Origin of the sequence: Rhizobium herbae, from assembly GCF_019511375.1 — a bacterium.
GTDB classification, from domain to species: Bacteria; Pseudomonadota; Alphaproteobacteria; order Rhizobiales; family Rhizobiaceae; genus Pararhizobium; species Pararhizobium herbae_A.
Map to the genome: position 1 here is coordinate 837195 of NZ_JAEUAO010000001.1, position 23620 is coordinate 860814.

At 61.7% G+C, this 23620-nt stretch carries 20 protein-coding genes and 1 other RNA gene; 1 reads left to right on the plus strand and 20 read right to left on the minus strand.

Features of this window, described 5'->3' with window-relative positions; genetic code table 11:
- Window positions 1-65 precede the first annotated feature (65 nt).
- The 20 genes from ftsA to JNB71_RS04235 all read right to left on the minus strand — a co-directional run bounded on the left by ftsA (window position 66) and on the right by JNB71_RS04235 (window position 21975).
- Window positions 66-1397 (minus strand): cell division protein FtsA, encoded by a 1332-nt coding sequence (gene ftsA, locus JNB71_RS04140; protein WP_112851607.1) that lies wholly within the window; start codon window positions 1395-1397, stop codon window positions 66-68.
- A complete protein-coding gene (locus JNB71_RS04145) occupies window positions 1394-2326 on the minus strand; it encodes a cell division protein FtsQ/DivIB (protein ID WP_220370548.1) in 933 nt (310 codons plus the stop codon). Before JNB71_RS04145 ends, ftsA begins: the two co-directional genes overlap by 4 nt.
- Entirely contained in the window at window positions 2314-3240 is a 927-nt protein-coding gene (locus JNB71_RS04150; RefSeq protein WP_220371140.1) for a D-alanine--D-alanine ligase, read from the minus strand. Before JNB71_RS04150 ends, JNB71_RS04145 begins: the two co-directional genes overlap by 13 nt.
- Before the next feature lie 353 nt (window positions 3241-3593).
- The gene (murB, locus tag JNB71_RS04155; RefSeq protein WP_220370549.1) at window positions 3594-4568 is read right to left on the minus strand and encodes a UDP-N-acetylmuramate dehydrogenase; all 975 of its coding nucleotides are present in this window, start codon (window positions 4566-4568) and stop codon (window positions 3594-3596) included.
- Window positions 4565-5980: a UDP-N-acetylmuramate--L-alanine ligase gene (gene murC, locus JNB71_RS04160; RefSeq protein WP_220370550.1), complete on the minus strand. Its 1416-nt coding sequence runs from the start codon at window positions 5978-5980 to the stop codon at window positions 4565-4567. Before murC ends, murB begins: the two co-directional genes overlap by 4 nt.
- On the minus strand, window positions 5977-7101 hold the full coding sequence (murG, locus tag JNB71_RS04165) for an undecaprenyldiphospho-muramoylpentapeptide beta-N-acetylglucosaminyltransferase (RefSeq protein WP_220370551.1): 1125 nt from the start codon (window positions 7099-7101) through the stop codon (window positions 5977-5979). Before murG ends, murC begins: the two co-directional genes overlap by 4 nt.
- A 9-nt stretch (window positions 7102-7110) precedes the next feature.
- Window positions 7111-8265, minus strand: coding sequence for a putative lipid II flippase FtsW (ftsW, locus tag JNB71_RS04170; RefSeq protein ID WP_018326479.1), 1155 nt, complete (start codon window positions 8263-8265; stop codon window positions 7111-7113).
- Window positions 8266-8348: 83 nt separating this feature from the next.
- Window positions 8349-9740 (minus strand): UDP-N-acetylmuramoyl-L-alanine--D-glutamate ligase, encoded by a 1392-nt coding sequence (murD, locus tag JNB71_RS04175; RefSeq protein ID WP_220370552.1) that lies wholly within the window; start codon window positions 9738-9740, stop codon window positions 8349-8351.
- A gap of 6 nt (window positions 9741-9746) precedes the next feature.
- Complete coding sequence (gene mraY / locus JNB71_RS04180; RefSeq protein ID WP_018326477.1) at window positions 9747-10847, minus strand: phospho-N-acetylmuramoyl-pentapeptide-transferase; 1101 nt, start codon at window positions 10845-10847, stop codon at window positions 9747-9749.
- A gap of 122 nt (window positions 10848-10969) precedes the next feature.
- Window positions 10970-12403 (minus strand): UDP-N-acetylmuramoylalanyl-D-glutamyl-2,6-diaminopimelate--D-alanyl-D-alanine ligase, encoded by a 1434-nt coding sequence (locus JNB71_RS04185; RefSeq protein ID WP_220370553.1) that lies wholly within the window; start codon window positions 12401-12403, stop codon window positions 10970-10972.
- A 1-nt stretch (window position 12404) separates the two neighbouring features.
- Complete coding sequence (locus tag JNB71_RS04190) at window positions 12405-13865, minus strand: UDP-N-acetylmuramoyl-L-alanyl-D-glutamate--2,6-diaminopimelate ligase (RefSeq protein WP_220370554.1); 1461 nt, start codon at window positions 13863-13865, stop codon at window positions 12405-12407.
- 63 nt (window positions 13866-13928) lie between these two features.
- Entirely contained in the window at window positions 13929-15674 is a 1746-nt protein-coding gene (locus JNB71_RS04195) for a peptidoglycan D,D-transpeptidase FtsI family protein (protein ID WP_220370555.1), read from the minus strand.
- Window positions 15674-16072, minus strand: coding sequence for a cell division protein FtsL (gene ftsL / locus JNB71_RS04200; protein ID WP_220370556.1), 399 nt, complete (start codon window positions 16070-16072; stop codon window positions 15674-15676). The genes JNB71_RS04195 and ftsL overlap by 1 nt, the downstream gene beginning before the upstream one ends.
- A 3-nt stretch (window positions 16073-16075) precedes the next feature.
- The gene (gene rsmH, locus JNB71_RS04205) at window positions 16076-17107 is read right to left on the minus strand and encodes a 16S rRNA (cytosine(1402)-N(4))-methyltransferase RsmH (protein WP_220370557.1); all 1032 of its coding nucleotides are present in this window, start codon (window positions 17105-17107) and stop codon (window positions 16076-16078) included.
- 14 nt (window positions 17108-17121) lie between these two features.
- On the minus strand, window positions 17122-17562 hold the full coding sequence (mraZ, locus tag JNB71_RS04210; RefSeq protein ID WP_018326471.1) for a division/cell wall cluster transcriptional repressor MraZ: 441 nt from the start codon (window positions 17560-17562) through the stop codon (window positions 17122-17124).
- A gap of 418 nt (window positions 17563-17980) precedes the next feature.
- An RNA gene (rnpB, locus tag JNB71_RS04215) (RNase P RNA component class A) lies at window positions 17981-18377 on the minus strand.
- A 72-nt stretch (window positions 18378-18449) separates the two neighbouring features.
- Window positions 18450-19640, minus strand: a complete 1191-nt coding sequence (locus JNB71_RS04220; RefSeq protein ID WP_220370558.1) for an NAD(P)/FAD-dependent oxidoreductase — start codon at window positions 19638-19640, stop codon at window positions 18450-18452.
- A 110-nt stretch (window positions 19641-19750) separates the two neighbouring features.
- Entirely contained in the window at window positions 19751-20278 is a 528-nt protein-coding gene (locus tag JNB71_RS04225; protein ID WP_220370559.1) for a lytic transglycosylase domain-containing protein, read from the minus strand.
- A gap of 228 nt (window positions 20279-20506) precedes the next feature.
- Window positions 20507-21271 carry an N-acetylmuramoyl-L-alanine amidase gene (locus tag JNB71_RS04230; RefSeq protein WP_220370560.1) on the minus strand — a complete coding sequence of 255 codons (765 nt, stop codon included), beginning with the start codon at window positions 21269-21271 and terminating at the stop codon, window positions 20507-20509.
- Window positions 21268-21975 carry a J domain-containing protein gene (locus tag JNB71_RS04235; protein WP_220371141.1) on the minus strand — a complete coding sequence of 236 codons (708 nt, stop codon included), beginning with the start codon at window positions 21973-21975 and terminating at the stop codon, window positions 21268-21270. Before JNB71_RS04235 ends, JNB71_RS04230 begins: the two co-directional genes overlap by 4 nt.
- Before the next feature lie 383 nt (window positions 21976-22358).
- Between JNB71_RS04235 and JNB71_RS04240 the strand changes: the two genes are divergently transcribed.
- On the plus strand, window positions 22359-23573 hold the full coding sequence (locus JNB71_RS04240; RefSeq protein ID WP_220370561.1) for a pyrophosphate--fructose-6-phosphate 1-phosphotransferase: 1215 nt from the start codon (window positions 22359-22361) through the stop codon (window positions 23571-23573).
- Window positions 23574-23620 lie beyond the last annotated feature (47 nt).

Consider the following 23620-nt stretch of genomic DNA (forward strand, 5'->3'; position numbering starts at 1 on the left):
CCGCCTTGCCGAGCCGGCCAAATCACTAAATTCCGTATTGCATCCCGCCAGCGCCGCCGAAGGGATCAGAAGCTTTCCTTCAGCCATTGGCCCATGCGGGCGATCCGGCTGTTGTTTCCTGCGAGCGACGACAGCAGACCGCCCTGCGACGCATGCGTTTCCATGTCCGCGACCTGCGGATAGATCATCAGGCCAACCGCCGTCGAAAAGGCCGGACCCTTGGCCGCCGCCGGCAGGCCCGACACGCCGAGCGGGCGGCCGATGCGAACGTTGCGGGCCAGTATACGGCGCGCCGCTTCCGGCAGCCCGGTGAGCTGGCTGGCGCCCCCCGTCAGAACGACGCGCTTGCCGACGATCGGGCTGAAGCCCGAACGCTGGATACGGTCGCGGATGAGTTCGAGCGTCTCTTCGATGCGGGCGCGCACAATGCGCGAGACAAGCGCGCGCGGCACATGCGTCGGCTGGTCGCGGTCGTCCTCGCCGATCGGCGCGACCGAGACGATATCGCGTTCGTCGGCGCTGTTGGGCAGGGCCGAACCGTGCACCACCTTCAGCCGCTCGGCATCCTCGATGCGGGTCGAAAGGCCGCGCGCCAGATCGGTCGTGACGTGATGGCCGCCCAGCGAAACGGCATCGGCGTGCACCAGCTTGCCTTCGGCGAAGACGGAGATCGTCGTCGTGCCGCCGCCCATGTCGATGGCGGCGCAGCCGAGTTCGACTTCATCGTCCACCAGCGCCGCGAGACCGCTGGCGTAAGGTGTTGCGACAATGCCCTCGACCGACAGGTGCGCCCGGTTGATGCAGAGTTCGAGGTTTTTCAGTGCGGCCCGCTCGGCCGTCAGAACGTGCATGTCGACGCCGAGCGAATCGCCGAACATCGCCAGCGGATCACGGATGCCGCGCTCGCCGTCGAGCGAAAAGCCGGTCGGCAGCGAATGCAGGATGACGCGGTCCTGGCGCTGCGACTGCTGGCCTGCAGCGGCGAGAACCTTCTTCAGGTCGGCAGCATCGACTTCCTGGCCACCGAGATCGATGGAGGCCGTGTAGACATCGCTTTGCAGGCGACCGGCCGAGATGTTGACGATCAGGCTGTCGATCGTCAGGCCCGCCATGCGCTCGGCGGCGTCAACGGCGAGACGGACGACGCTTTCGGCGGCGTCGAGATCGGCGATCACGCCGTTCTTCATGCCGCGCGACTTGTGATGCCCGATGCCGATGATGTCGATCGAATGCGTGCGACCCGGCAGGATCTGGCTTTCGGCGCGCGGCGTCAGCCGGCCAATCATGCACACCACCTTTGTGGAGCCGATGTCCAGAACCGAAACGACATGAGACCGCTTGGAATTGAGCGGCTTCAGGCGGGGCAGACCGAGATTGGAAGAACCGAAAAGGCTCATGTACGGTTCTCCTGTTCCTGCTTCTTCAGCATCTTCGTGCGCGCTTCCAGAACCACCTGCCGGCGGGCGGCGGCTTCGGGCGTCAACTGTATCGTCGTGCGATCTTCCAGCCGCAGATCGACCGCGGCGATATCCCGTTCCAACAGTTGCTGCCCCTCCTCCATCGTCGAGAGAACCTGCATGGCGCGGTCGAGATCGTGTTCAGGCAGCTTGATGGTGATGCCGTTATTGAGCATCAGGTCCCACCGGCGGCCGGCAACACGAACATAGGCTTTGACGCGCTTGGCGATTTCCGGCCACTGCGAGAAACGCTCGTAGAACTCGGCGGCAGCCGTTTCGGCGTCGCGACCGACGAACAGCGGCAGGTCCGCGAACTTGTTGTCGCGCAGCGGCGCAATCACGCTGCCGCTCGCTTCGATCAGCGACAGGTCCGTGCCGTGCTGCCAGATGCCGAAGGCCTTGCGCTCCTTGAGGCTGACTTCGATGGTACCGGGATAGACCTTGCGGACGGAAACCTCCTCGACCCAGGGCATTTCGCTGATCAGCTTGCGGGCGACATTGATGTCGAGCGCCACCAGCGACGTCGTGCCGTCGAGGCCAAGTTGCTGCAGGATATCGATCTCCGATGTCTGCTCATTGCCGGATACCTTGACGTCCTCGATCGCAAAACCGGCCGCCGTGGTCGTCGTCTGGGCGAAATTCTGGCTGTGGCCGCCGAGCGACATGCCGTAGAACCCGGTCGCCGCCAGGAAGGCCAGAGCCGAGACGGTGCCGGTGTGCGGAGCGAAGTGAATGCGGCCGGTTCCAAGGCTGACGAGGAAGCGCACGACGCGGCGCAGCGGGCGCGGCAGAACACGCTGACCGTCAAGATCAGCCGCCTCCAGCGGAGCCCGCACCCTTGCTGCCTTCCTGCCTTTCAACGCAAACACGACGCGTCCTCCACCATCCACCTGAGGAATTCACCGAACGTATGGCCGGCATGCGCCGCCATTTCAGGCACCAGAGAGGTTGGAGTCATTCCGGGCTGAGTGTTGACCTCCAGCCAGATGAGCTCTCCGTCTTCAGAGAAACGGTCGTCAAAGCGGAAGTCGGAGCGGCTTACGCCGCGGCATCCAATCGCCTGATGCGCCTTGACTGCGAGTGTTTGTATTTTTTGGTAAATATTCGGTAAAATATCCGCCGGGATGACGTGTTTTGAACCGCCTTTTACATACTTTGAATCGTAATCGTAGAAAGCATGCCCCTGCGGGATGATTTCGGTCACACCGAGTGCCTGGTCACCCATGACGCCGCAGGTCAATTCACGGCCATACACATAACGCTCGACCATCACGCGGTCGCCGTAGCGCCATTCGCTGGAGGTTATCACCTGCGGCGGATGCGACTGATCTTCCTTGACGATGACGACGCCGAAACTCGAGCCCTCGCGGACCGGCTTGACGACGTAGGGCGGCTTCATCGGGTGCTTAGAGCCGAAATCGTGGCGATCCATGATCAACGCATCGGCAACCGGAATGCCGGCCGCACTGGCGACATGCTTTGCCTGCGCCTTGTCCATGGCGAGCGCGGACGCCAGGACGCCCGAATGGGTATAGGGGATTTCGAGATATTCGAGGATGCCCTGGATCGTGCCATCCTCGCCGAAGGGCCCGTGCAGCGCGTTGAAGGCGACGTCCGGCCGCAGATCGGCAAGCACGGAGGCAACATTGCGATCGACGTCGATGCGGGTCACGCGGTAGCCCTCGCCCTCGAGGGCATCGGCGCACGCAGCCCCGGACGACAGACTCACCGGCCGCTCCGAAGAAAACCCGCCCATCAGGACAGCGACGTGCTTACCACTCATAAAAACCCCCGACATCACGCCAGCCTACACCTGCCCGCTTGCGCCTAGCTTGTTCGCCTCGCGAGTCGCATCCCTCAGGCGCAGATCCACTAAAACGGCATTATGGTTAATGAACCGTTTACTTTGGTTAACCCGATCCGAGGGAGGATAAAATATTTGGTATCGAATCAAGGAAATATTCGATTTGTCTCTTGGAATCAGAGAGTTAGGCTCGTTACAACGATTTTCTTGCGCGCTCCCGAAAAAGAAAGGCCCGTCAACGAAGCCCTGCTGATCGACGGCGGGATTGCGCCTTAAAACGAAAAAAACCGCCGCGGAGCTCTCCGCGGCGGTCTTTTTTTCCAAAGGTTGGTTCAGGCCGTCAGCTGACCGAGAAATTCCCTCACCTCGTAGCCCGGCATGAAAGTGCCGATGCGCTTGATCTCCCATTCGAGCGTGACGCCTGAGGTCTCATAAACGCGCTGGCGCACGGTTTCGCCGAGATATTCAAGGTCGTAGCCGCTCGCCTGGCCTGTATTGATCATGAAGTTGCAATGCATCGGCGACATCTGCGCACCGCCGATCATCAAACCACGGCAGCCCGCCTCGTCGATGAGCTTCCAGGCGGAATGGCCGTCCGGGTTCTTGAAGGTCGAGCCGCCGGTCTTTTCGCGGATCGGCTGCACCGTTTCGCGATGCTGGCGCACGGCGTCCATATCGGCGCGAATCCTGGCCTTGTCTTCCGGATAGCCTTCGAAAACCGCGTGCGTGAAGATCAGATCGTTCGCAGCAGCAGAGTGCCGGTAGGTATAGCCCATGTCGTCATTGGTGAGCACGTGCTTGTTGCCGCGGCGGTCGACCGCGTGAACCTCCACCACGCGCTCACGCGTCTCGCCGCCGTTGGCGCCGGCATTCATGCGCAACGCACCGCCGATCGAGCCGGGAATGCCGTAGTAGAAATGAAAACCGCCAATGCCATGATCCAGCGTCATGGCCGCGAGATTCTTGTCCGGGCAGATCGCGCCCGCTTTCACGCGGGTCTCGGAGACAAGCTCCACATCACCAAACCCCTTGGCCGAAAGGCGAATGACGACACCCTTTATGCCACCGTCGCGGACGAGCAGGTTCGAGCCTACGCCTGCGACCATGACGGGCACTTCGTCCGGCAGCAGCTTCAGAAAGGTGACGAGATCATCGGTGTCATGCGGCTGGAACATCAGTTCGGCAAGGCCGCCGGCACGGAACCAGGTGACACGGTCCATCGGCGCATCCGGCGTCAGGCGCCCGCGCAGCTGGTTTACGCTGTCCCCGAGAGAGGCTAGCAGCTTTGTACCATCAACCTGTTTCATGCGGAATTTCCTGAAATACCTGCGAGTTCCTTCGGAAGGGCCGCAGCCCAGTAAGTGATGCTGCCAGCCCCCAAGAGAACCACAAAGTCACCCGGTTGCGCAATGGCGGAGACGATCGGCGCGATCGCGTCCGGGCCTTCGATGAAGCGCGCATCGCGGTGACCGCCGGCCTTGATGCGGGAGACGAGCTCCGGCGAATTGACCCCTTCGATTGGATCCTCGCCGGCCGAATAGACAGGCGCGAGCAGCACTGTATCGGCATCGTTGAAGCAGGCGGCAAAGTCCTCGAAGAGGCTGTGCAGCCGCGAGAAACGATGCGGCTGGTGCACGGCAATGACGCGGCCCTTGCAGGCCTCGCGCGCGGCCTTCAGCACCGCCTTGATCTCGACGGGATGATGGCCGTAGTCGTCATAAACGCGCACATCGTTCCACTCGCCGGTAAAGGTGAAGCGCCGTTTGACGCCGCTGAAGGCAGCAAGGCCCTTGGCGATATCGTCGGGCTTGATGCCAAGGCGCTGGGCAACAGCGATCGCAGCGGTGGCGTTGGAGACATTGTGACGGCCCGGCATCGGCAGCCGCAGATCCGGCAACTTGATGACCTGGCCTGTGCGGCGGCGGCGGATTTCCACGTCAAAAACCGAGGTTGCCCCATCCATGCGAATATTGGAATAGCGCACGTCAGCCTGCGGGTTTTCGCCATAGGTGATGACCTTGCGATCCTCGATCTTCGAAACCATGGTCTGCACCTCTGGATGATCGAGGCACATGACGCCGAAGCCGTAGAAGGGCACGTTCTCGACGAACTGGCGGAAGGCGGCACGCACGGCATCGAAATTGCCGTAGTGATCGAGATGCTCCGGATCGATATTGGTGACGACGGCGACATCGGCGGGAAGCTTAAGGAAGGTGCCGTCGGATTCATCGGCCTCCACCACCATCCACTCGCCCTCGCCCATGCGGGCATTGGTGCCGTAGGCGTTGATGATGCCGCCGTTGATGACTGTCGGGTCAAGTCCGCCGGCTTCGAGAAGCGACGCAACCATCGACGTCGTGGTGGTCTTGCCGTGAGTCCCGCCGATCGCGATCGCATTGCGGAAGCGCATCAGTTCGGCGAGCATTTCGGCGCGACGCACCACCGGCAGCAGCTTTTCGCGCGCGGCGATCAGTTCAGGATTGCCCTTCTTGATGGCAGTCGAGACGACGACGACCTCGGCGTCGCCGATGTTTTCCGCCCTGTGGCCGACGAAGACCTCGATACCCTTGTCACGCAGGCGCTGGACATTGGCGCTGTCGGACTGATCGGAACCCTGCACCCTGTGGCCAAGATTGTGCAGCACTTCGGCAATACCGCTCATACCGATGCCGCCGATACCGATGAAATGAACCAGGCCGATCGTCTGCGGCATCTTCATGAGCGTGTTTCCTTGAACTGTGCAATCGTCGAGCCGCTGGCAATAGCTTCAACCATGGCGGCAAGCAAGCGTGCGGCATCCGGTTTGCCCGCCTGTTTGGCCCTTGCGGCCATACCGGCGAGCTTGGCGGGGTTGTTCATGGCCTCCGTCAGGATCCGGCTCAGTTTTTCGGCCGAAAGCTCTGCCTGGGCGATCACCTTGGCCCCACCGGTCGCTGCAATTGCGGCCGCATTGGCCGCCTGATCATGATCAAGCGCGTAAGGATAGGGCACCAGGATCGCCGGACGGCCGATCACGGCTATCTCCGACACAGTGGAAGCGCCCGACCGGCAGATGACCAGGTGAGCCTTGGCGATGCGCTCCGCCATGTCGTTGAAGAACGGTGCAATGTCCGCGCTCATCTCAAGCTTGGCAACGCAGCCTTCGACCATGGGCATGTCTTCTACGCGGGCCTGCTGGGTGACGCGAAGGCGCGCCCGCAGGCCGTCGTCGAGCAGGCTGATTGCCGTCGGCACGCTCTTGGAAAAATATTGCGCGCCCTGGCTGCCACCGAACACGACGAGGCGGAATTCTTCTCCTTCACCCGACGGTTGATACGGCACCTTGGCCGCTTCCAATACCGCCGGCCGAACAGGATTTCCCGTCGTCACTGTCTTTGCGGCATAAGGGCCATTCGTTTCCGGCAGAAAACCACCGGCGATTGCCTTGACGCGTTTGGCGAGTGCCTTGTTCGCCCGGCCCATGACCGCATTCTGCTCGTGGATCATCGTGGGAATGCCCATGCCGGTTGCGGCCAGCAGTGGCGGAATCGTCGGATAGCCGCCGAAACCGACGACGACCTTCGGCCGCACCTTCGCCATCAAGCGCCGGGCGACACGTATGCCGGACCAGAGAGTCCAAAGCGAACCCGCAACCTTCAGGGGATTCTTCGAGCCGATCGTCGCCGAAGGCACGACATGGATTTCATCGGCCGGGAATTTTCCCGCATAGCGCTCCGCCCGGCTGTCCGTCACCAGATGGACGCGATAGCCGAGCTCCTTCAACTCGTGCGCCAGCGCTTCCGCAGGAAACAGGTGGCCGCCGGTGCCGCCGGCGGCAAGCATGATGGTGCCTTTACTCATGATCAGTCCTTACTCCGCTGGAACGCCCATGCCCGAGCGGAACAGGCTGCGCTCGACGGCACGTTTTTCCGGGCGATGGCGAGTCAGCGCCAGGATGAAGCCCGCCGTCACGCAGATCGCCACCATGGAGGAACCCCCATAGGAGATCAACGGCAGGGTCATGCCCTTGGCCGGCAGGAGCTCCAGGTTGACGCCGATATTGATCATCGACTGGATGCCGATCTGCAGCACGAGGCCGGCAACGGCGAAGCGGGTGAAATCATTGCGTTCACGGAAGGCATGGGAAAGACCGCGCATGACGAGGAAGGCGAAGATCAGCACGATGACCATGCAGAAGATAATGCCGAACTCTTCCGCCGCGACCGAGAAGATGAAGTCGGTGTGGCTGTCCGGGATGATCCGCTTGACGACGCCTTCGCCGGGGCCTTGCCCCAGCCAGTCGCCGCGAATGATCGCCTCGCGCGCCGTATCGACCTGGAAAGTGTCGCCCTCCCCGGTCAGAAACCGGTCGATACGACCAGCCACGTGCGGCAAAATCGTATAGGCGACCACCAGCCCCCCGACCGCCGAACCGCCGAGCACGACGATCCAGAGCCACGGCATGCCCGCCATGAAGAACATGCCGCCCCATACGGCCGTCGTCAGGATCGTCTGGCCAAGGTCCGGTTGCGCCACGAGCAGAGCGACGACGATGCCGTAAAGCAGGATGGCGAACAGGTTGCCTGGAATTTCCGGCTGGCGCGCATGCTCTGAAAACAGCCAGGCACAGACGACGACGAAGGCCGGCTTCATGAATTCGGACGGCTGGATCGACAGGCCAGCCAGCGAAATCCAGCGACGGGATCCCTTGACCTCGGCACCGAAGAACAAGGCAAGCACCATGAGGGCAAGCGAAACCAGGAGCAGGATCATCGCCGTTCGGCGCACCTGCCGCGGCGAGAGAAAGGAGATGCCGATCATCACCGCAAGCGACGGCAGAAGGAACGCGGCGTGCCTCTTGACGAAGTGGAAGCTGTCGAGATTGAGCCGCTCGGCCACCGCCGGGCTTGCGGCGAAGGACAGCATGAAGCCGATCCCCATCAACAGAATGAAGGTCGCCAGGAAGAACCTGTCGATCGTCCAGAACCAGTCGGCCACGGGGCCACGCTCGGCACGGCTTACCATCTCTTCGTCCCCTTCAACGGCGCGTCCGGCGCCAATCCGTCTTCATCAGGGCTATCGGCCCTCATAATCCGCAAGCTGCGGCCTCATATCAGCATCGTCACGCCGTCGATCGCAGCCACATGGCCGACGAATGCATCACCCCTGACCTCGAAATTCTTATACTGGTCGAAACTTGCGCAAGCCGGGGAGAGCATGACGGCGGATGGCCCCGCTTCGTCTTTCGAGGCGTCGGCTGCGGCATGGGCGACGGCATGCTCCAAGGTCCCGGAAATCTCGAAGGGTACCGCCTCACCCAGTGTCGCGGCGAAAGCGGGCGCAGCCTCGCCGATCAGGTAAGCCTTGGCGATCTTCGGGAAGAACGACGACAGCGTCGTGATCCCGCCTTCCTTGGGCACACCGCCGGCGATCCAGTAGATCCGCTCATAGCTCGACAAGGCGGGCGCTGCCGCATCCGCATTGGTCGCCTTGCTGTCGTTGACGAAAACCACCTGCCCCTTGCGACCGACCGGCTGCATGCGGTGCTTCAGGCCAGGGAAGGAGGAGAGCCCCTTGACGATGTCTGCCGGCGAAACGCCGACGGCAAGGCAAGCGGCAATTGCAGCCGCCGCGTTCTGGGCATTGTGACCGCCGCGCAGCGTCTGGATGCCATCGAGATCGGCAAACAGGCTTGTTGCTCCCGAAAGGGCCCGCACGATCCGGCTGCCCTCGGCATAGAGACCATCCGCCAGCACATGATGTCGCGAAATCCGCACGACTTTTGTGCCGGCGCGTTCGACGCGGTCAGCGATCAGACTGGAAAAGCTGTCATCGACGCCGACAACGGCAACCTCGCTCGCGGCAACAAGGCGTTCCTTGATATCGGCATAATGCTGCATCGTGCCGTGCCGGTCGAGATGATCGGGCGTCAGGTTGAGAAGGATGCCCGCGGACGGATTGATCGTCGGCGCAAGGTCGATCTGGTAGGACGAGCACTCGACCACATAGAAACGGCCGCTCCTGGGTGGATCGAGCGTCAAAACGGCCGTGCCGATATTGCCGCCGAGTTGCGTATCACGCCCGCTCGTCTTCAGGATATGGGCGATCAGCGCTGTCGTGGTGGACTTGCCATTGGTCCCGGTAATGGCGATGAACGCGCAGTCCGGGGCATGGGCGCGCCGTTCGCGCACGAAGAGTTCGACATCACCGATGATCTCGACGCCGGCTGCATGGGCAAGATCGACGGTCCAGTGCGGCTTCGGATGCGTGAGCGGAACGCCCGGTGACAAAACGAAGGCGGAAAAGGCGCTCCAGTCCGCCTGTCGCAGATCACCGGTGCCCACACCCTCGGCAATCGCCTTGGCAACGCTATCGGGGTTATCGTCCCAGGCCGTCACCTTTGCGCCACCGGCGACCAGCGCCTGCGCCGTCGCCAGGCCGGAGCCGCCGAGCCCAAAAAGCGCGACCTGCTTGCCCTGAAATGTCGTCACCGGGATCATCGGCCTTTACCTCAGCTTCAGCGTCGCGAGGCCGACCATCGCGAGGATGACCGCGATGATCCAGAAGCGGATGACGACCTGGCTTTCGGTCCAGCCCTTTTTCTCGAAATGATGGTGGATCGGCGCCATCAGGAAGACGCGCTTGCCTGTGCGCTTGAACCAGAAGACCTGGATGATCACAGACAGGGTTTCGATGACGAACAGGCCGCCGATGATGATCATGACGATCTCATGCTTGGTGGCGACGGCGACGGTGCCGATCAGGCCGCCCAAAGCGAGCGAACCGGTATCGCCCATGAAGATCGCCGCCGGCGGCGCATTGAACCAGAGGAACCCGAGGCCGGCGCCGATGACGGCGCCAAGGATGACGGCGAGTTCACCGGTGCCGGGGACGAAATGAATCTGCAGGTAGTTTGCAAACACCGCGTTACCGGCAAGGTAGGCGATAACGCCAAAGGAGGCGGCGGCAATCATCACCGGCACGATGGCAAGCCCGTCGAGGCCATCGGTCAGATTGACCGCGTTGCCGGCGCCGACGATGACGAAACCGCCGAACAGGATGAAGAAATAGCCGAGGTTGAGGGTGAAGTCCTTGAGGAACGGGAATGTCAGCGACGAGCCGAAGGTCGAGCCGCTCGTGCCCGCGGACAATGCGGTCCGCATCATGAAGAAGACGGCAATAGCGGCAATGACGAATTCGATACCCAGACGAGCCTTGCCTGAGAAGCCCTTGTCCGACTGCTTCGTCACCTTGAGATAATCGTCATAAAAGCCGATGGCGCCGAAACCGAGCGTCACAAGCAACGTCGAAACCACGTAGACGCTGGACAGATCGGCCCACAGCAGCGAACTGCAGACGATGCCGGCGAGGATCATCAGGCCGCCCATGGTCGGCGTGCCGGCCTTCTTGAAATGCGTCTGCGGCCCATCGGCGCGGATCGGCTGGCCTTTGCCCTGGCGGACGCGCAGCGATGAGATCATCCGTGGCCCGAACAGGAAGACGATGATTGCCGATGTGAACAGGGCGGCGCCGGTACGGAAGGTGATGTACCGGAAGAGGTTGAAAAATTGAAAATGGTCCGCCAGTTCGACAAGCCAGATGAGCATAAGGGACCTTTCCCCAAAGGTTCGTTGCAGGTGTCATCCATCAGAATCACCGGATGGAAGAATAGCTGCGAAGTATCAAGAGTGTCAGCAGGGAACAGCGCCGCGAGAGCCTTGTCCCAGCCTTATTCGGCGTGCCCCGTCCCGGATGTCGGCGGATATTTCTCGAGCAAAGCCGCAACGATCCTGCCGCAACCGGTCCCCTTCGACGACTTGATCATCACCACATCGCCGGCCGCGATCGACCCGAGCGCAAATTGCTTCAGCTCATCGACCGTTTCACGGTATTCGACATGAACATCCTCGGGCAGCGCATCGCGCAAATGCGCCATCTCCGGTCCGGCAAGCCAAACGTCGCGGATATCGGCTTCGACCAGCGGCACAGCGAGCTCGGCGTGAACCCTGCCCGCGAATTCGCCCATTTCCAGCATGTCGCCGAGAATGGCGATACGCCGCCCGCCTGCGGGCAGTTCGGCATCCCTGAGGAGCGCGATGGCGGCGCGCATCGATGCCGGATTGGCGTTGTAGCTTTCGTCGATCAGCACGAAGGAACCCGATCCTATCGGCAGGCGGTACCTTGCGCCCCGCCCCTTCTCGGGCTGCAAAGTTGCAAGAGCCGCAACCGCGGCATCCACATCCGCCCCGACGAGAGCAGCAGCGCCGATCGCCGCCAAGGCGTTCTCTGCAATATGGAGGCCCGGCGCACCCAGCTGGATCTCCAGCGTCCTGCCGCCGATCGCCGCCCAGAGCACCGCGCCTTCCGCCCCTCCCGCAAACTCCACCATGCGGAAATCGGCCTTCGCGCTGCTGCCAAAGCTGTGCACGTGGGCAACGCTAAGCGCGGTTGCCGCCTTTTCCAGCGTCTCGAACTGCTCGTTATCGCGGTTGAGGATCACGTGGCCGTCGTCGACCAGGCCCTCCATGATCTCGGCCTTGGCAGAGGCGATCTCGCCGAGATCCTTGAAATTGCCGAGATGGGCCGCAGCGATCGTGGTGATGATCGCCACATGCGGACGCACCATGTTGACCAGCGGCCGGATTTCATCGGCGTGGTTCATGCCGATCTCGAAGATGCCGAAATCGGTGTTTTCGGGCATGCGCGACAGGGTCAGCGGCACGCCCCAGTGATTGTTGAACGACGCGACCGATGCATGCACGCGGCCGGACGGCGACAGTACGTGACGCAGCATCTCCTTGGTGGTCGTCTTGCCGACGGAACCGGTGACTGCGATGATCCTGGCGGCACTGCGGTCGCGCGCCGCACAGCCGAGCCGTACCATCGCCTCCAGCACGTCGTCGACGACGATCATCGGCGCGGTCAGCCGCCCGAGCGCCGGCAGTTTTGCTTCGCTGACGACGAGCAGCGCTGCGCCATTGGCGATCGCGATCCCGGCATAGTCGTGGCCGTCGACCCGGTCGCCCTTGATCGCAAAGAAAGCTTCGCCCTTGGCGATGGAGCGGCTGTCGATCGAGATGCCGGTGATGCCTTCAGGCAGGTTCCCCATCGGGCGGCCGTGCATGGCCGCCATCAGGTCGCTTACTGTCCAGAGAAAGCTCAAATCATTGACCTCCCAATGCTTTTCGGAGCTCGGCATGGTCGGAGAAAGGCAGGGTAACGGAGCCGATCGTCTGCCCTTCTTCATGCCCCTTGCCGGCGACAATGAGCGTATCGCCGGATGTCAGCATGGCGACGGCAGCCCTGATCGCTTCCGCGCGGTCGCCGATTTCGGTGGCTCCCCTGGCCGCCGCCATGATTTCGCTGCGGATGGTCTCGGGAACTTCGGAACGCGGATTGTCGTCGGTGACGATCACCACGTCGGCAAGCCGAGTGGCAATTTCGCCCATGATCGGCCGCTTGCCCTTGTCTCGGTCCCCGCCGCAGCCGAAGACCAGGATGATACGTCCGGTCGTGAACGGACGGACGGATGTCAGGACGTTTTCCAGCGCATCCGGCTTGTGGGCGTAGTCGACATAGGCGAGCGCGCCATCCCTGGTATGGCCGACCAGTTCGAGACGGCCTGACGCCCCTTGAAGCTGTTCGAGTGCCGCCATCGCCGCCTTGGCATCGACGCCGGTCGCCATGGCGAGACCGGCGGCAACAAGCGCATTGGAGACCTGGAAGTCGCCGGCCAGCGGTACGTGCACCTCGAAAATCTCATCGCCGACGTGAACCTCGGCGATCTGCTTGTGGCGGAAATGCTCGACGCGCTTCAGGCTCAGATAGTCGCCCTTGCGCCCGACGGTCAGAACATCGTGGCCGGCCGCCCTGGCTGCCGTGATCGCCGCCGCCGACCAGGCGTCGTCCGCAAAGATCACCGCCGGCGATCCTTTCGGCAGCACGCCGTCGAACAGCCGCATCTTGGCGGCCATGTAATCCTCGACGGTCGGATGGTAATCCATGTGGTCGCGGCCGAGATTGGTAAAACCGGCGGCGGCAAGGCGCACGCCATCGAGACGGCTCTGGTCGAGCCCGTGGCTCGACGCCTCCATGGCCGCGTGGGTGACGCCGGCATCGGCCAGTTCCGCGAGCAGCTTGTGCAAGGATACCGGATCCGGTGTCGTCAGCGAGCCGTAATCATTGCGGCCGGGCGCAATCACGCCCGTGGTCCCGATCATGGCCGCCGCGTGGCCGCAATGGGCCCAGATCTGGCGGGTGAACGAGGCGACCGACGTCTTTCCGGCCGTCCCGGTTACCGCCACCATCGTCTGCGGCTGCCGCCCGTAGAAATTTGCAGCGGCTAGCGCGAGCACGCGGCGAGGCGCCGAGGCGGCGAAAACCGGTATTGATGCATCGTTCGAGAGTTTATCGCCTGCGACCACGGCCGCGACGCCGCGCGCTATCGCGTCATCGATGAAGGCCTTGCCGTCCGCCTTGCTGCCCGAGAGCGCCACGAACAGCGCCCCTGGGACGACCTGCCGGCTATCGGCGGTGATGGCGGCAATGTCGATATCGCCGGCGGCGGCGTTCAACTGCGCGGCAATTTCCGGGAAATCCTTCCCGATCAGGTCTTTGATCTTCATGGATGTACTTTTCAGTTATACCGATCCGCCGGGCGGCGAATCCTCCAGATTGTCATTCCATGGTCAATAAGACACAAGCAAGGCAGAACCGTCTTCGCCGAACTTCGGCTCCACACCAAGAAGCGGCGCGGAGCGGCTGATGATGTCGTGCACCATCGGAGCTGCCGTATTGCCTGCAAGCGCTGCGCCATTGCCCTTGTCGGTTTTCGGCTCATCGATGAAGGTCAGGACCACATAGCGCGGATTGTCGATCGGGAAGCCGGCCAGAAAGGCGTTGAAATTGGCGGCGTTCGAATAGCGGCCGTTGACGACCTTGTCTGCGGTCCCGGTCTTGCCGCCGACATTGTAGCCCGGCACGCGCGCATTCTTCCCGGAGCCGTTGACGGCGTTCCAGCGGAACAGGAAGCGCATATCGTCACTCGTCGATTTCTTGATGACGGTCGTCGAGGCCGCCGCTGCCTCCTGTGCCGTGCGCGGCAGAAAGGTCGGTTCGATGAGATGGCCGCCGTTCAACAGGGCCGCACCCGCCACTGCGGTCTGCAAAGGCGTCGTGGAGACGCCGTGACCGAAGGAAATGGTGATCGAGTTGATCTTCTTCCATTCGCGCGGTTGGCTCGGCATCTTCACTTCAGGCAGTTCCGTCTGCATCTTGGAAAGCAGGCCTATCCTGGTCAGGAACTCCTTGTGACCGGCGATGCCGACGATATCGGCCATTTTGGCCGTTCCGATATTGGATGAATACTGGAAGATTTCCGGCACTGTCAGAACACGATGCTTGCCGTGGAAATCCTTGATGGTGAAGCCGCCGATGCGAATGGGGAAGCGGGCATCGAAGCTGTCCTTCAACGTCACCTTGCCGGAATCGAGCGCCATTGCGGTCGTAAACGACTTGAAGGTCGAGCCCATCTCGAACGTGCCGTTCGACATGCGGTTCATCCAACCTTCCTTGGCGCCATCGGCGGGCTTGTTCGGATCATAATCGGGATAGGACACCATGGCGAGAATTTCGCCGGTTTTCACATCCATCACCACGCCGCCTGCGGCCAGCGACTTGAACTTTCCCATGGCATCGACGACGACATCGCGCAGGATGTTCTGCACACGCAGGTCAATGGAGAGCTTGACCGGCTCAAGTTTCGCATCGCTGGTCATGCCGATGGCGGCAAGATCGGCCAGCCCCTGATTGTCGATCCAGCGCTCCATGCCGGCGATGCCGCGATTGTCGACATTGACGTGGCCGACGATATGCGAGGCCGTGGGGCCACCCGGATAGAAGCGGCGCTTTTCCGGCCGAAAGCCGATGCCGGGAATGCCGAGCGCCAGGATTTCGCTCTGCTGTTTTGGCGTGAGCTGGCGGCGCAGCCACTGGAACCGCGATTTGGATTTCAGCTTGTTGTAGATTTCCGCAACGTTGAGATTGGGCAGGACAGTCGACAGTTGCTCGACCGCCTCGTCGGCGTCGACGATCTTGTGTGGCTCGGCATAGAGCGAGACCGTGCGGATGTCGGTCGCCAGGATCTCACCGTTTCGGTCAAGAATATCCGGGCGCGATGCCATCAGATTATCGGCGCGGCCGATGCTGGAAACCGTGTCCGGTTTCGCCAGACCGTACTGCACGAGGCGGCCGCCGATGACGCAATAGACCGCCGCGAAGCTGACGATGACGATCGCGACACGACTTCTGGCTTGATTGCTGCTCTTCTTGCGGGTTCCCTGGAAAGGGATACTGAGATCGCCTGGATGATTGTTGCCGCCGGCTGAGAAATGGGCCTTGCTCTTGACGACCATGATGCGGGACAGAAAAGACATCAGCGCGCCACCGAACCTGTTGCAATGTTATCCGTCTTTGCTGCCGGCTTCTTCGACTTGCTTTTGGCCATCCCCATCACTTCGAGAACGTCCTGCGGCGGCGGCAGATCGGCCTTCAGCATCGGCAACTCTTCCGGACGGGCAAGCTGGGTCGAGGCGGTCGGCGCAAGCTGCAGGTCCTGCTGATAGACGGTCACCAGCTTTTCAAGGCGATTGGGCTGGGTAAGCAGAGCCCAGTCGGCACGCAGCAGGTCGATCGTGTCTTCCTCGAGCTTGATTCCCGCCTCGAGCCTGCGCACTTCTTCAAGCTTGTTTTCCGCCTGATGCTTGATCGTGTAGGTGACGGTCGCTGCGGCCGTCATGACGACGATCAGGACGATGTCAAAGGTACGCAACATGTCTCACCCCCCAATCTTTCCAAGGCTCGCAAGGTTCGGCAAATCGAATATGGACAGATCATCTGCCTGAGGCGGGGCATCGGTGCGGGCGCCAACCCGCATCTTGGCGGACCGGGCGCGCGGGTTCCTGGACGCTTCGTCTTCACTGGCCGCCACCATAGACTTGCCAACTGGTGCGAAGGTTGCCGCACGCTCATGCACCAGCGGCATGTGACGCGAACCGGAGGCCTTGCCGGAGCGATCCTGGAAGAATTTCTTGACGATCCGATCTTCCAACGAGTGGAAGGTGACGACGGTCAGCCGCCCGCCGGGCTTCAGCACTCGCTCAGCCGCAAACAGCGCCCTGGCAAGCTCGCCGAGTTCGTCGTTGACGAAGATGCGCAACGCCTGAAAGACCCGCGTGGCCGGATGAATCTTGTCCTTCGCCTTGCGCGGCGTAACGATCTCGATCAAACCCGCAAGATCCCGCGTCGTAACGAAGGGCTCTTCAAGCCGGCGCTTTTCGATGGCGCGGGCGATGCGGCCCGACTGCGGCTCCTCACCGAGGAATCCGAAGATGCGCGTGAGGTCCGAAACTTTCGCCCGGTTGACGACGTCTGCCGCGGAAACTCCGTCCGACGACATGCGCATGTCGAGCGGACCGCGCCTCTGGAAAGAGAAGCCACGCTCGGCCTCGTCTATCTGCATGGAGGAAACGCCGATATCGAGCACGACGCCGTCGAGCCCGCCTTCGGGAGCATAACGCGCAAGATCGGAGAACCGCGAATGAATGAGGGTGAGATGGCCTTTACTCGCCTCAACCAGCGACTGCCCGGCCTGAATTGCCGCCGGATCGCGATCCAGCGCGATCACGTCGGCACCGGCCGCCAGAATGGCCGAGGTGTAACCACCAGCACCAAAGGTACCATCGAGAACGATCTTGCCGGGGGCGAGATCGAGGCTCGCAAGCACCTCTGGGAGAAGAACCGGAATGTGACGGACCGGTCCGCCATCGGCATCGGCATCAGGTAAGCCTTCGCCTTGATCCGCCATCATTCCGTTTCTCCACTCTAGTCCGAACGCTGACCTCGCAACCGGCGTTCTTCCCGCGCCGCCGCCTGGCGTTCCAGAAACACCTGTGGCGCCCACAACTGAAAATGATCCGCCCGCCCCACGAAGGTCACCTCCGTGGTGATGCCAGTGAAGTCGCGGATGAAATCCGTAACCATCAATCGGCCTTCCTGGTCGAGCTTCATGAAGACCCCGCCCCCATGAATCAAGAGCGACATCTGATTGGCCTGCGGCGAAAATGGATCCTCGCCGCCGATCTGCCTTTCGAAACGGTCCAGCAACTCCGGACCGCCGGCGCTGATAGCCGGAAAGACGAAATCCTGAAAGCAATAAAGCTCCCGAATATCGAGTGCCGACAGAACAGAGCGAAACATCGAAGGAACGGAAACCCGCCCCTTTGCATCGATCCGGTTTGTCGCATGCGACAGGAAGCGGTTCATGACGCGATACTGCCGTTTCCGGTAAACGTGCAAGCCCCAACGGCCCGCACACACCCTCAAAAGGCACAACACTCCACCAGCGGGCGACATGCCCGTTCGAAAACCCTCCGTTTGGAGGCCCCGAGACTTGCGGTGAATCGGCCTGAATCAGCCCGTGCTTTGTGCATGATTGGGATAACATGGGACCATATGGGCGTCAATGGGATTTGCTTGATTTAGGCACGCGTCGTCAGCAAATATTGATAGTCCGTTAAGTTTAACAAATGGTTACGACAGCCCCTTCAATGCTTTGGATTCACTGTCGAATCATCGCCGGAAAAAATGATCATCCTAAATATTAGCAATATGTAAAACTAATAAGCATTCAAGCGGATACGCGATTCTGAAATCGCGATCGCCGGAAACGGGAAAAGGAGAATTTGCCAGTTGGCCTATAAGCCGGGTTCTGTATGGCCCCGGCCCGAAAGCCGGAACGTGGCAGCCATTCATCTGGGACAACGCTTGCGCGCTGCCTCCTGCAACCCACCCGGATGACTGGCCCGGAAAAGGCCGGAGCGCTTGCGCACTCCACGTCATCCCTATTCGGTCTTGCTCCCGGTGGGGTTTGCCTTGCCACCCATGTTGCCATGTGCGCGGTGGGCTCTTACCCCACCCTTTCACCCTTACCTGCCAAGGCAGGCGGTATCCTCTCTGTGGCACTTTCCCTGGGGTCGCCCCCGCCGGACGTTATCCGGCACCGTCTTTCCGTGGAGCCCGGACTTTCCTCCCCCCGCAGCCTTTCGGCCCTAGCGGAGAGCGGCTGCCCGGCCAACTGGCAGGCGGTGCATAGCCGACGCATCCGCCAATTGCCATAGATAAAAGAAAATAAGGCGGCGCCGTCCGCATTTCTACCGGTGGCAGACCAAAAAATCCGTCTGGTATTCCGGCGTATCCAACTGGCCGTTCTCGAGCAGCAACGCCCCGAGCCGCCCGATCTCGTCCGAGCTCTTTGCCGCCATGCCATTGCCACCGGTCAAGACGGCGATGCGATCCGATCCGGCAAAGCCGATATAGGGGTAACCGTGACGGGTGAAGGTCGTAACGCAAGGGCTCCACTTGAGCGATGCCGGCCTGAAAGTAGGCATGACACGAGACAGCAAGCCTGCCATATGGTCGGCTGCTGCCTGATTTGCGCCGCCGCGGAACCAGGCCCGCACCTCACCCTCGCTGCCAAGATTGATGTCGCTCGGATCGCCACCGATCTTGATGTAGGACTTGCCGTCGGGGTAGCGGATCGGCGGCAGCAGGTAATAGCTCTCGTCCTGCCGCGGCGCCGAACCGATCAGCGACGGCATCGCGGCAAAACGGGGCAGGTCGTCTTCCGCCACTTCGGCAAACAAAACCGTCCGAGCCTTGACGACGAGATCGAGCGGCCGGGCCAATAATTGCCTGGAGATCGAAAATCCGCCGGCGGCAACGAGCACGCGGCCGCCGATAAACGCGGCGCCATCGACAGTGCGCACCGAGACGGTTTCGCCGCCCTCCTCGACCGAGACGACTTCCGAGCCAATGATCGTGACGCCGGCCTTTTCAGCAAGAGCGACCTGTGCCCGTACCAGCGCCCGCGGGTTGATATGCCCGGCATGGCGGGGTTCGAACACACCGCCGTAACCGACCGGAAAACGGAACCAGGGGAATTGATCGGCAAGATCCCGTTCCCCGACGAACGGTGCGTCGACGCCGAGGCGGTCACGGGCGCAGATGACGTTGTCGAGAGTGCGATCCTCGCCACCCGGCAGAGGTGCCGCGATCAGGCAGCCGGATTGGCTGTAGAAACCGACGCCGCTCTCGCTCGCGATCTCGTCGTAGCGCTCGATGGACCGCCGGGCCAGCAAGGCCCACACGGGATCGGGATCGATCGTGCGGGTAATGCGGCCATTATCGTAATGACTACTGAAAACGCCCTCGTGGCTCGACCAGTTCTCCGGCTCGTCCGGCCCAATGAGCGCGATCCTGGCGCCGCTGCGGGCCAGATGGCGGGCGGAGGCCGCGCCCATCATTCCCTTGCCAACAATGATGAAATCGAATGTTTGCCCCATGCCTGCCGTCCTTGAAAACGATCCGACGGAGATAGCATGGCATTTGCGGGCTGGCATCTGTGAAGTTGAAAAATGCCGGCACTGACAACCCGATCCGGCACCCCCAGCGCCTAGTTGATGATGCTCTGGACCTTGCCGCAATAACGGCGCGACACCGGATTCATCCTCGTGGCGCCGTGACCGGCATTGTAGCGCAGGATCGTCCCGCAGGTGAAGCCGCCGGACAGTTCATGCGCCACGGCCAGATATTTCATACCGAACTTGATGTTCGTCTCTGGATCGAACAGGCCACCCTTGCCCCCGGTATAACCCATCATCCGGGCCGTCGCCGGTTTGATCTGCATCAGGCCGATTTCACCGGCGCTGCCGCGTGCCTTGGGATTGAAGTTGCTTTCGACCTTGACGACCGCGTGGGCGAGATCGACCGGAACGCCGTACTGCCTTGCATAGACCTGGATGAGGCCGCTATAGGTCGCAGTCTCGACGGAGGCGCCCGGCGCAGGATAACCCGTGGTTCTCGTGGCTGGCGTGATGGAGGAAGTGATGGTCTTGTCCATGCCCTCGGCATACGACGTTTCAACCCCGGAAAAGAGCATGCAGAAGCATGCCGCAGTCGCAGCAAGATGCGATAGTCTCATTTAGCTTGAAATCTCCACTTTCGGGCACAGCAGCATGTGGGCGCACCCCGCCCTGCCGTCTGCATTCCGATCTTCGTCATCAGCAGGAAGAGGCGATGCACCTCGAAATCACCTGCAATTCGGTACGGCCGCAAAAGACCCCGGCATCTTGACGATCATGTGGCAGTGCACAAATTTTGCAACAGGAGGGCTCAGGCAATCTGCGGAAAACCGCCGTCGCAAGTCCGCTCAGCGGCTGAAATTCGGCAGCGCGGACAGGAGCCTGTGGAGTGTATCGAGGGTCGAAATATCGGCGATGCCATCGACCCGGGCTTGGCGAAAATGGCGCTGGAAGGCGGCAACCGCCCCCTCCGTCTTCTCGCAAAAAATGCCTGTCACTTCAATTCCGTAGCCATAGAGCGACAGCATCGTCTGAACCGCTTCGACTGGCTGGCCCTGATCGCCCTTTTGGAAAAATCGTCCGCCGCCGATCGGGGCCGGCGAAACCCAGTGCCCGACGCCCCGCGAATGGAGCGCATCCCAGGGAAATTTTTCTCCCGGATCCACCTTGCGAATGGGAGCCACATCGCTGTGCGCAAGCACCCGTTCGGGGGCGATAGACCAGCGATTGCCACAATCCCGACACAATTCGGCGAGCGCCTCGATCTGCGCCGGGGGAAAATCCGGCAGGCCGCCGAGGTGACCGGCATTGGCGATTTCGATGCCGATCGAACGGGAATTGATGTCTGTCTCGCCCTTCCAGACGCTCTTGCCGGCGTGCCAGGCGCGACGATCCTCGGTAACGAGCTGATCGATTCGCCCATCCTCATGGACGAAATAGTGGCTGGAAACCTGGCTTTCCTCACGACAGAGCCAGTCGAGCGCGGCAGCCGCCGTTTCCATGCCGGTGTAGTGCAGAATGATCATGTCCGGTTTCAGGCCGGCTGCCCTTTCGCCATGGTTGGGCGATGGCACGGCGCGCGCCGCCGCGTAGTCACAGGCGAAGAGCGTCATGCAGCGCGGCGTTCTTTCTCGATCGCCTCATAGGCAGCATTGAGAGCCGCCATGCGATCGTTGGCGATCGCGTGCAATTCTTCCGGCACACCGCGCGCAACCAGCATGTCCGGATGATTTTCCGAGACGAGCACGCGGTAGCGTGTGCGGATGATCGAAAAGTCGTCCTTCGGCGAGACGCCGAGCACTTCGTAAGGATTGGCACCGGACGGATGAACATGCCGCGCCAGGATTTCCTGGAACTGCTCTTCGTCCATGCCGAAGATTTCACCGACGCGCCTCAGGAACGCGATCTCCTTTTCGTGCAGGGCGCCATCCGACTTGGCAATATGGAAAAGGCCGTCGATGATATCTTCCAGCAGCGGGCAATGCTGCTCGCAGGAAACGCAGAGCGACGCCATCTTTTCGGCATAGGCTTCGTAACCGGCGACGTCCTGGCGCGCAAGATTGTACAGCCGCGCAACGTTTTGCGCCTGATCGTCCGGAAACTTGAATATATCCCGGAATGCGGACACTTCGGCCTCCGTCACGACGCCGTCGGCCTTTGCCATCTTGGCGGACAGCGCGATCATGGCGACCGAAAAAGCCACCTTGCGGCGCGTCTCCGGGTCACCTTCAAACAGCGTCCGGACCGCCTCGACCACGCCGGCAAGCGCGTTGCCCGCCGCGGTGACGATGCTGAGGATGCGATCCCAAAGTGACATAGGCACGTTCTTTCCTATCGTTGCTGAGCCACATTGCTTTCGGGAGGCGGCAGCACGGGCAAATCGCCCATGGACGAGTGCGAAGAGGCAGACACAGCGGTGCGACCGCAATAGGCGGGCGGCTTATGAAGCAGCTTGAACAGATGTTGACGCAGATTGCAAGGCGTGGAACCCGCCGAATCGGCCCAGATGACGAATTTGTGATGGCACCTCACTATTTCCATCGGTGGATCCGACGCATCCAGGTCTGGCGCTCGGGGCGCGCAGAGCGCGCATTGGATAGGCTTGCACCTCTGCCTCGATGACGGGACGTCATTTAACTTCCAAGGGATTTGCGCTAGACAGACCTCGAACGATCTTGCCGAAATCCCGAGGAGACATTCATGCCCAAACAGAAAGTTGCAATGCTGACCGCAGGCGGCCTCGCCCCCTGCCTGTCCTCCGCCGTCGGTGGCCTGATCGAACGTTACACCGACATCGCGCCGGATATCGAGCTGGTTGCCTATCGATCCGGCTACCAGGGTCTACTTCTTGCCGACCGGATCGAGATCACCCGCGACATGCGCGAGAAGGCCGCTATCCTGCACCGCCATGGCGGCTCGCCGATCGGCAACAGCCGCGTGAAGCTCACCAATGCCGCGGACTGCGTCAAGCGCGGCCTCGTCAAGGACGGCCAGAACCCCCTGCGGGTTGCTGCCGAGCAGCTCGCTGCCGATGGAATCACCATTCTGCATACGATCGGCGGCGACGACACCAATACGACGGCAGCCGATCTCGCCGCCTACCTCGGCGCCAATGGCTACGACCTCACCGTCGTCGGCCTGCCGAAGACGGTCGACAACGACGTGGTGCCGATCCGCCAGTCGCTCGGCGCCTGGACGGCAGCAGAATACGGTGCGAAGTTCTTCGACCATGTCAGCAACGAACAGAGTGCCGCGCCGCGCACCCTCGTCGTGCATGAAGTCATGGGCCGCCATTGCGGCTGGCTGACCGCCGCCACCGCCCGTGCCTACATCCAGATGACCGACGACAAGGAATTCGTCGACGGCTTCATGATGAACGCCAAGATGAAGAACATCGACGGGCTCTACCTGCCCGAAACCGCCTTCGACCTCGAAGCCGAGGCGTCGCGTCTGCGCGCCACGATGGACAAGGCGGGCTTCGTGACCCTGTTCGTCAGCGAAGGCGCGTGCCTTGACGCCGTCGTTGCCGAGCGCGAGGCTGCCGGCGAGACAATCAAGCGCGACGCCTTTGGCCATGTGAAGATCGACACGATCAATGTCGGGGGCTGGTTCTCCAAGCAGTTCGCAGCCCTGCTTGGCGCCGAACGCTCGATGGTGCAGAAATCCGGCTACTACGCCCGCTCGGCACCGGCCAATGGCGATGACCTGCGTCTTATCCAGGGTATGGTCGATCTCGCCGTCGAAAGCGCGCTGAACAAGGTCTCCGGCGTCACCGGTCACGACGAGGATCAGGGCGGCAGGCTGCGGACAATCGAATTCCCGCGCATCCGCGGCGGCAAGCATTTCGACACCTCGGTCAAGTGGTTCGGCGAAGTGATGGATGTCATCGGCCAGAAATGGTCTCCCGCGGGCTGATTCGCCGGTTGGAATGCCTATTGACGGCTCCGTTTGCGCATGGCTTC

What these genes read in the sequence shown, in the direction of transcription:
- murD (WP_220370552.1), bottom strand. Translation starts at nt 9,740, where the DNA reads ATGATCCCGGTGACGACATTTCAGGGCAAGCAGGTCGCGCTTTTTGGG.
- JNB71_RS04235 (WP_220371141.1), bottom strand. Translation starts at nt 21,975, where the DNA reads ATGTCACTTTGGGATCGCATCCTCAGCATCGTCACCGCGGCGGGCAAC.
- ftsA (WP_112851607.1), bottom strand. Translation starts at nt 1,397, where the DNA reads ATGAGCCTTTTCGGTTCTTCCAATCTCGGTCTGCCCCGCCTGAAGCCG.
- JNB71_RS04230 (WP_220370560.1), bottom strand. Translation starts at nt 21,271, where the DNA reads ATGACGCTCTTCGCCTGTGACTACGCGGCGGCGCGCGCCGTGCCATCG.
- JNB71_RS04225 (WP_220370559.1), bottom strand. Translation starts at nt 20,278, where the DNA reads ATGAGACTATCGCATCTTGCTGCGACTGCGGCATGCTTCTGCATGCTC.
- rsmH (WP_220370557.1), bottom strand. Translation starts at nt 17,107, where the DNA reads ATGATGGCGGATCAAGGCGAAGGCTTACCTGATGCCGATGCCGATGGC.
- JNB71_RS04240 (WP_220370561.1), top strand. Translation starts at nt 22,359, where the DNA reads ATGCCCAAACAGAAAGTTGCAATGCTGACCGCAGGCGGCCTCGCCCCC.
- JNB71_RS04195 (WP_220370555.1), bottom strand. Translation starts at nt 15,674, where the DNA reads ATGTCTTTTCTGTCCCGCATCATGGTCGTCAAGAGCAAGGCCCATTTC.
- mraY (WP_018326477.1), bottom strand. Translation starts at nt 10,847, where the DNA reads ATGCTCATCTGGCTTGTCGAACTGGCGGACCATTTTCAATTTTTCAAC.
- mraZ (WP_018326471.1), bottom strand. Translation starts at nt 17,562, where the DNA reads ATGAACCGCTTCCTGTCGCATGCGACAAACCGGATCGATGCAAAGGGG.
- JNB71_RS04220 (WP_220370558.1), bottom strand. Translation starts at nt 19,640, where the DNA reads ATGGGGCAAACATTCGATTTCATCATTGTTGGCAAGGGAATGATGGGC.
- murB (WP_220370549.1), bottom strand. Translation starts at nt 4,568, where the DNA reads ATGAAACAGGTTGATGGTACAAAGCTGCTAGCCTCTCTCGGGGACAGC.
- murG (WP_220370551.1), bottom strand. Translation starts at nt 7,101, where the DNA reads ATGAGTAAAGGCACCATCATGCTTGCCGCCGGCGGCACCGGCGGCCAC.
- murC (WP_220370550.1), bottom strand. Translation starts at nt 5,980, where the DNA reads ATGAAGATGCCGCAGACGATCGGCCTGGTTCATTTCATCGGTATCGGC.
- ftsW (WP_018326479.1), bottom strand. Translation starts at nt 8,265, where the DNA reads ATGGTAAGCCGTGCCGAGCGTGGCCCCGTGGCCGACTGGTTCTGGACG.
- JNB71_RS04190 (WP_220370554.1), bottom strand. Translation starts at nt 13,865, where the DNA reads ATGAAGATCAAAGACCTGATCGGGAAGGATTTCCCGGAAATTGCCGCG.
- ftsL (WP_220370556.1), bottom strand. Translation starts at nt 16,072, where the DNA reads ATGTTGCGTACCTTTGACATCGTCCTGATCGTCGTCATGACGGCCGCA.
- JNB71_RS04150 (WP_220371140.1), bottom strand. Translation starts at nt 3,240, where the DNA reads ATGAGTGGTAAGCACGTCGCTGTCCTGATGGGCGGGTTTTCTTCGGAG.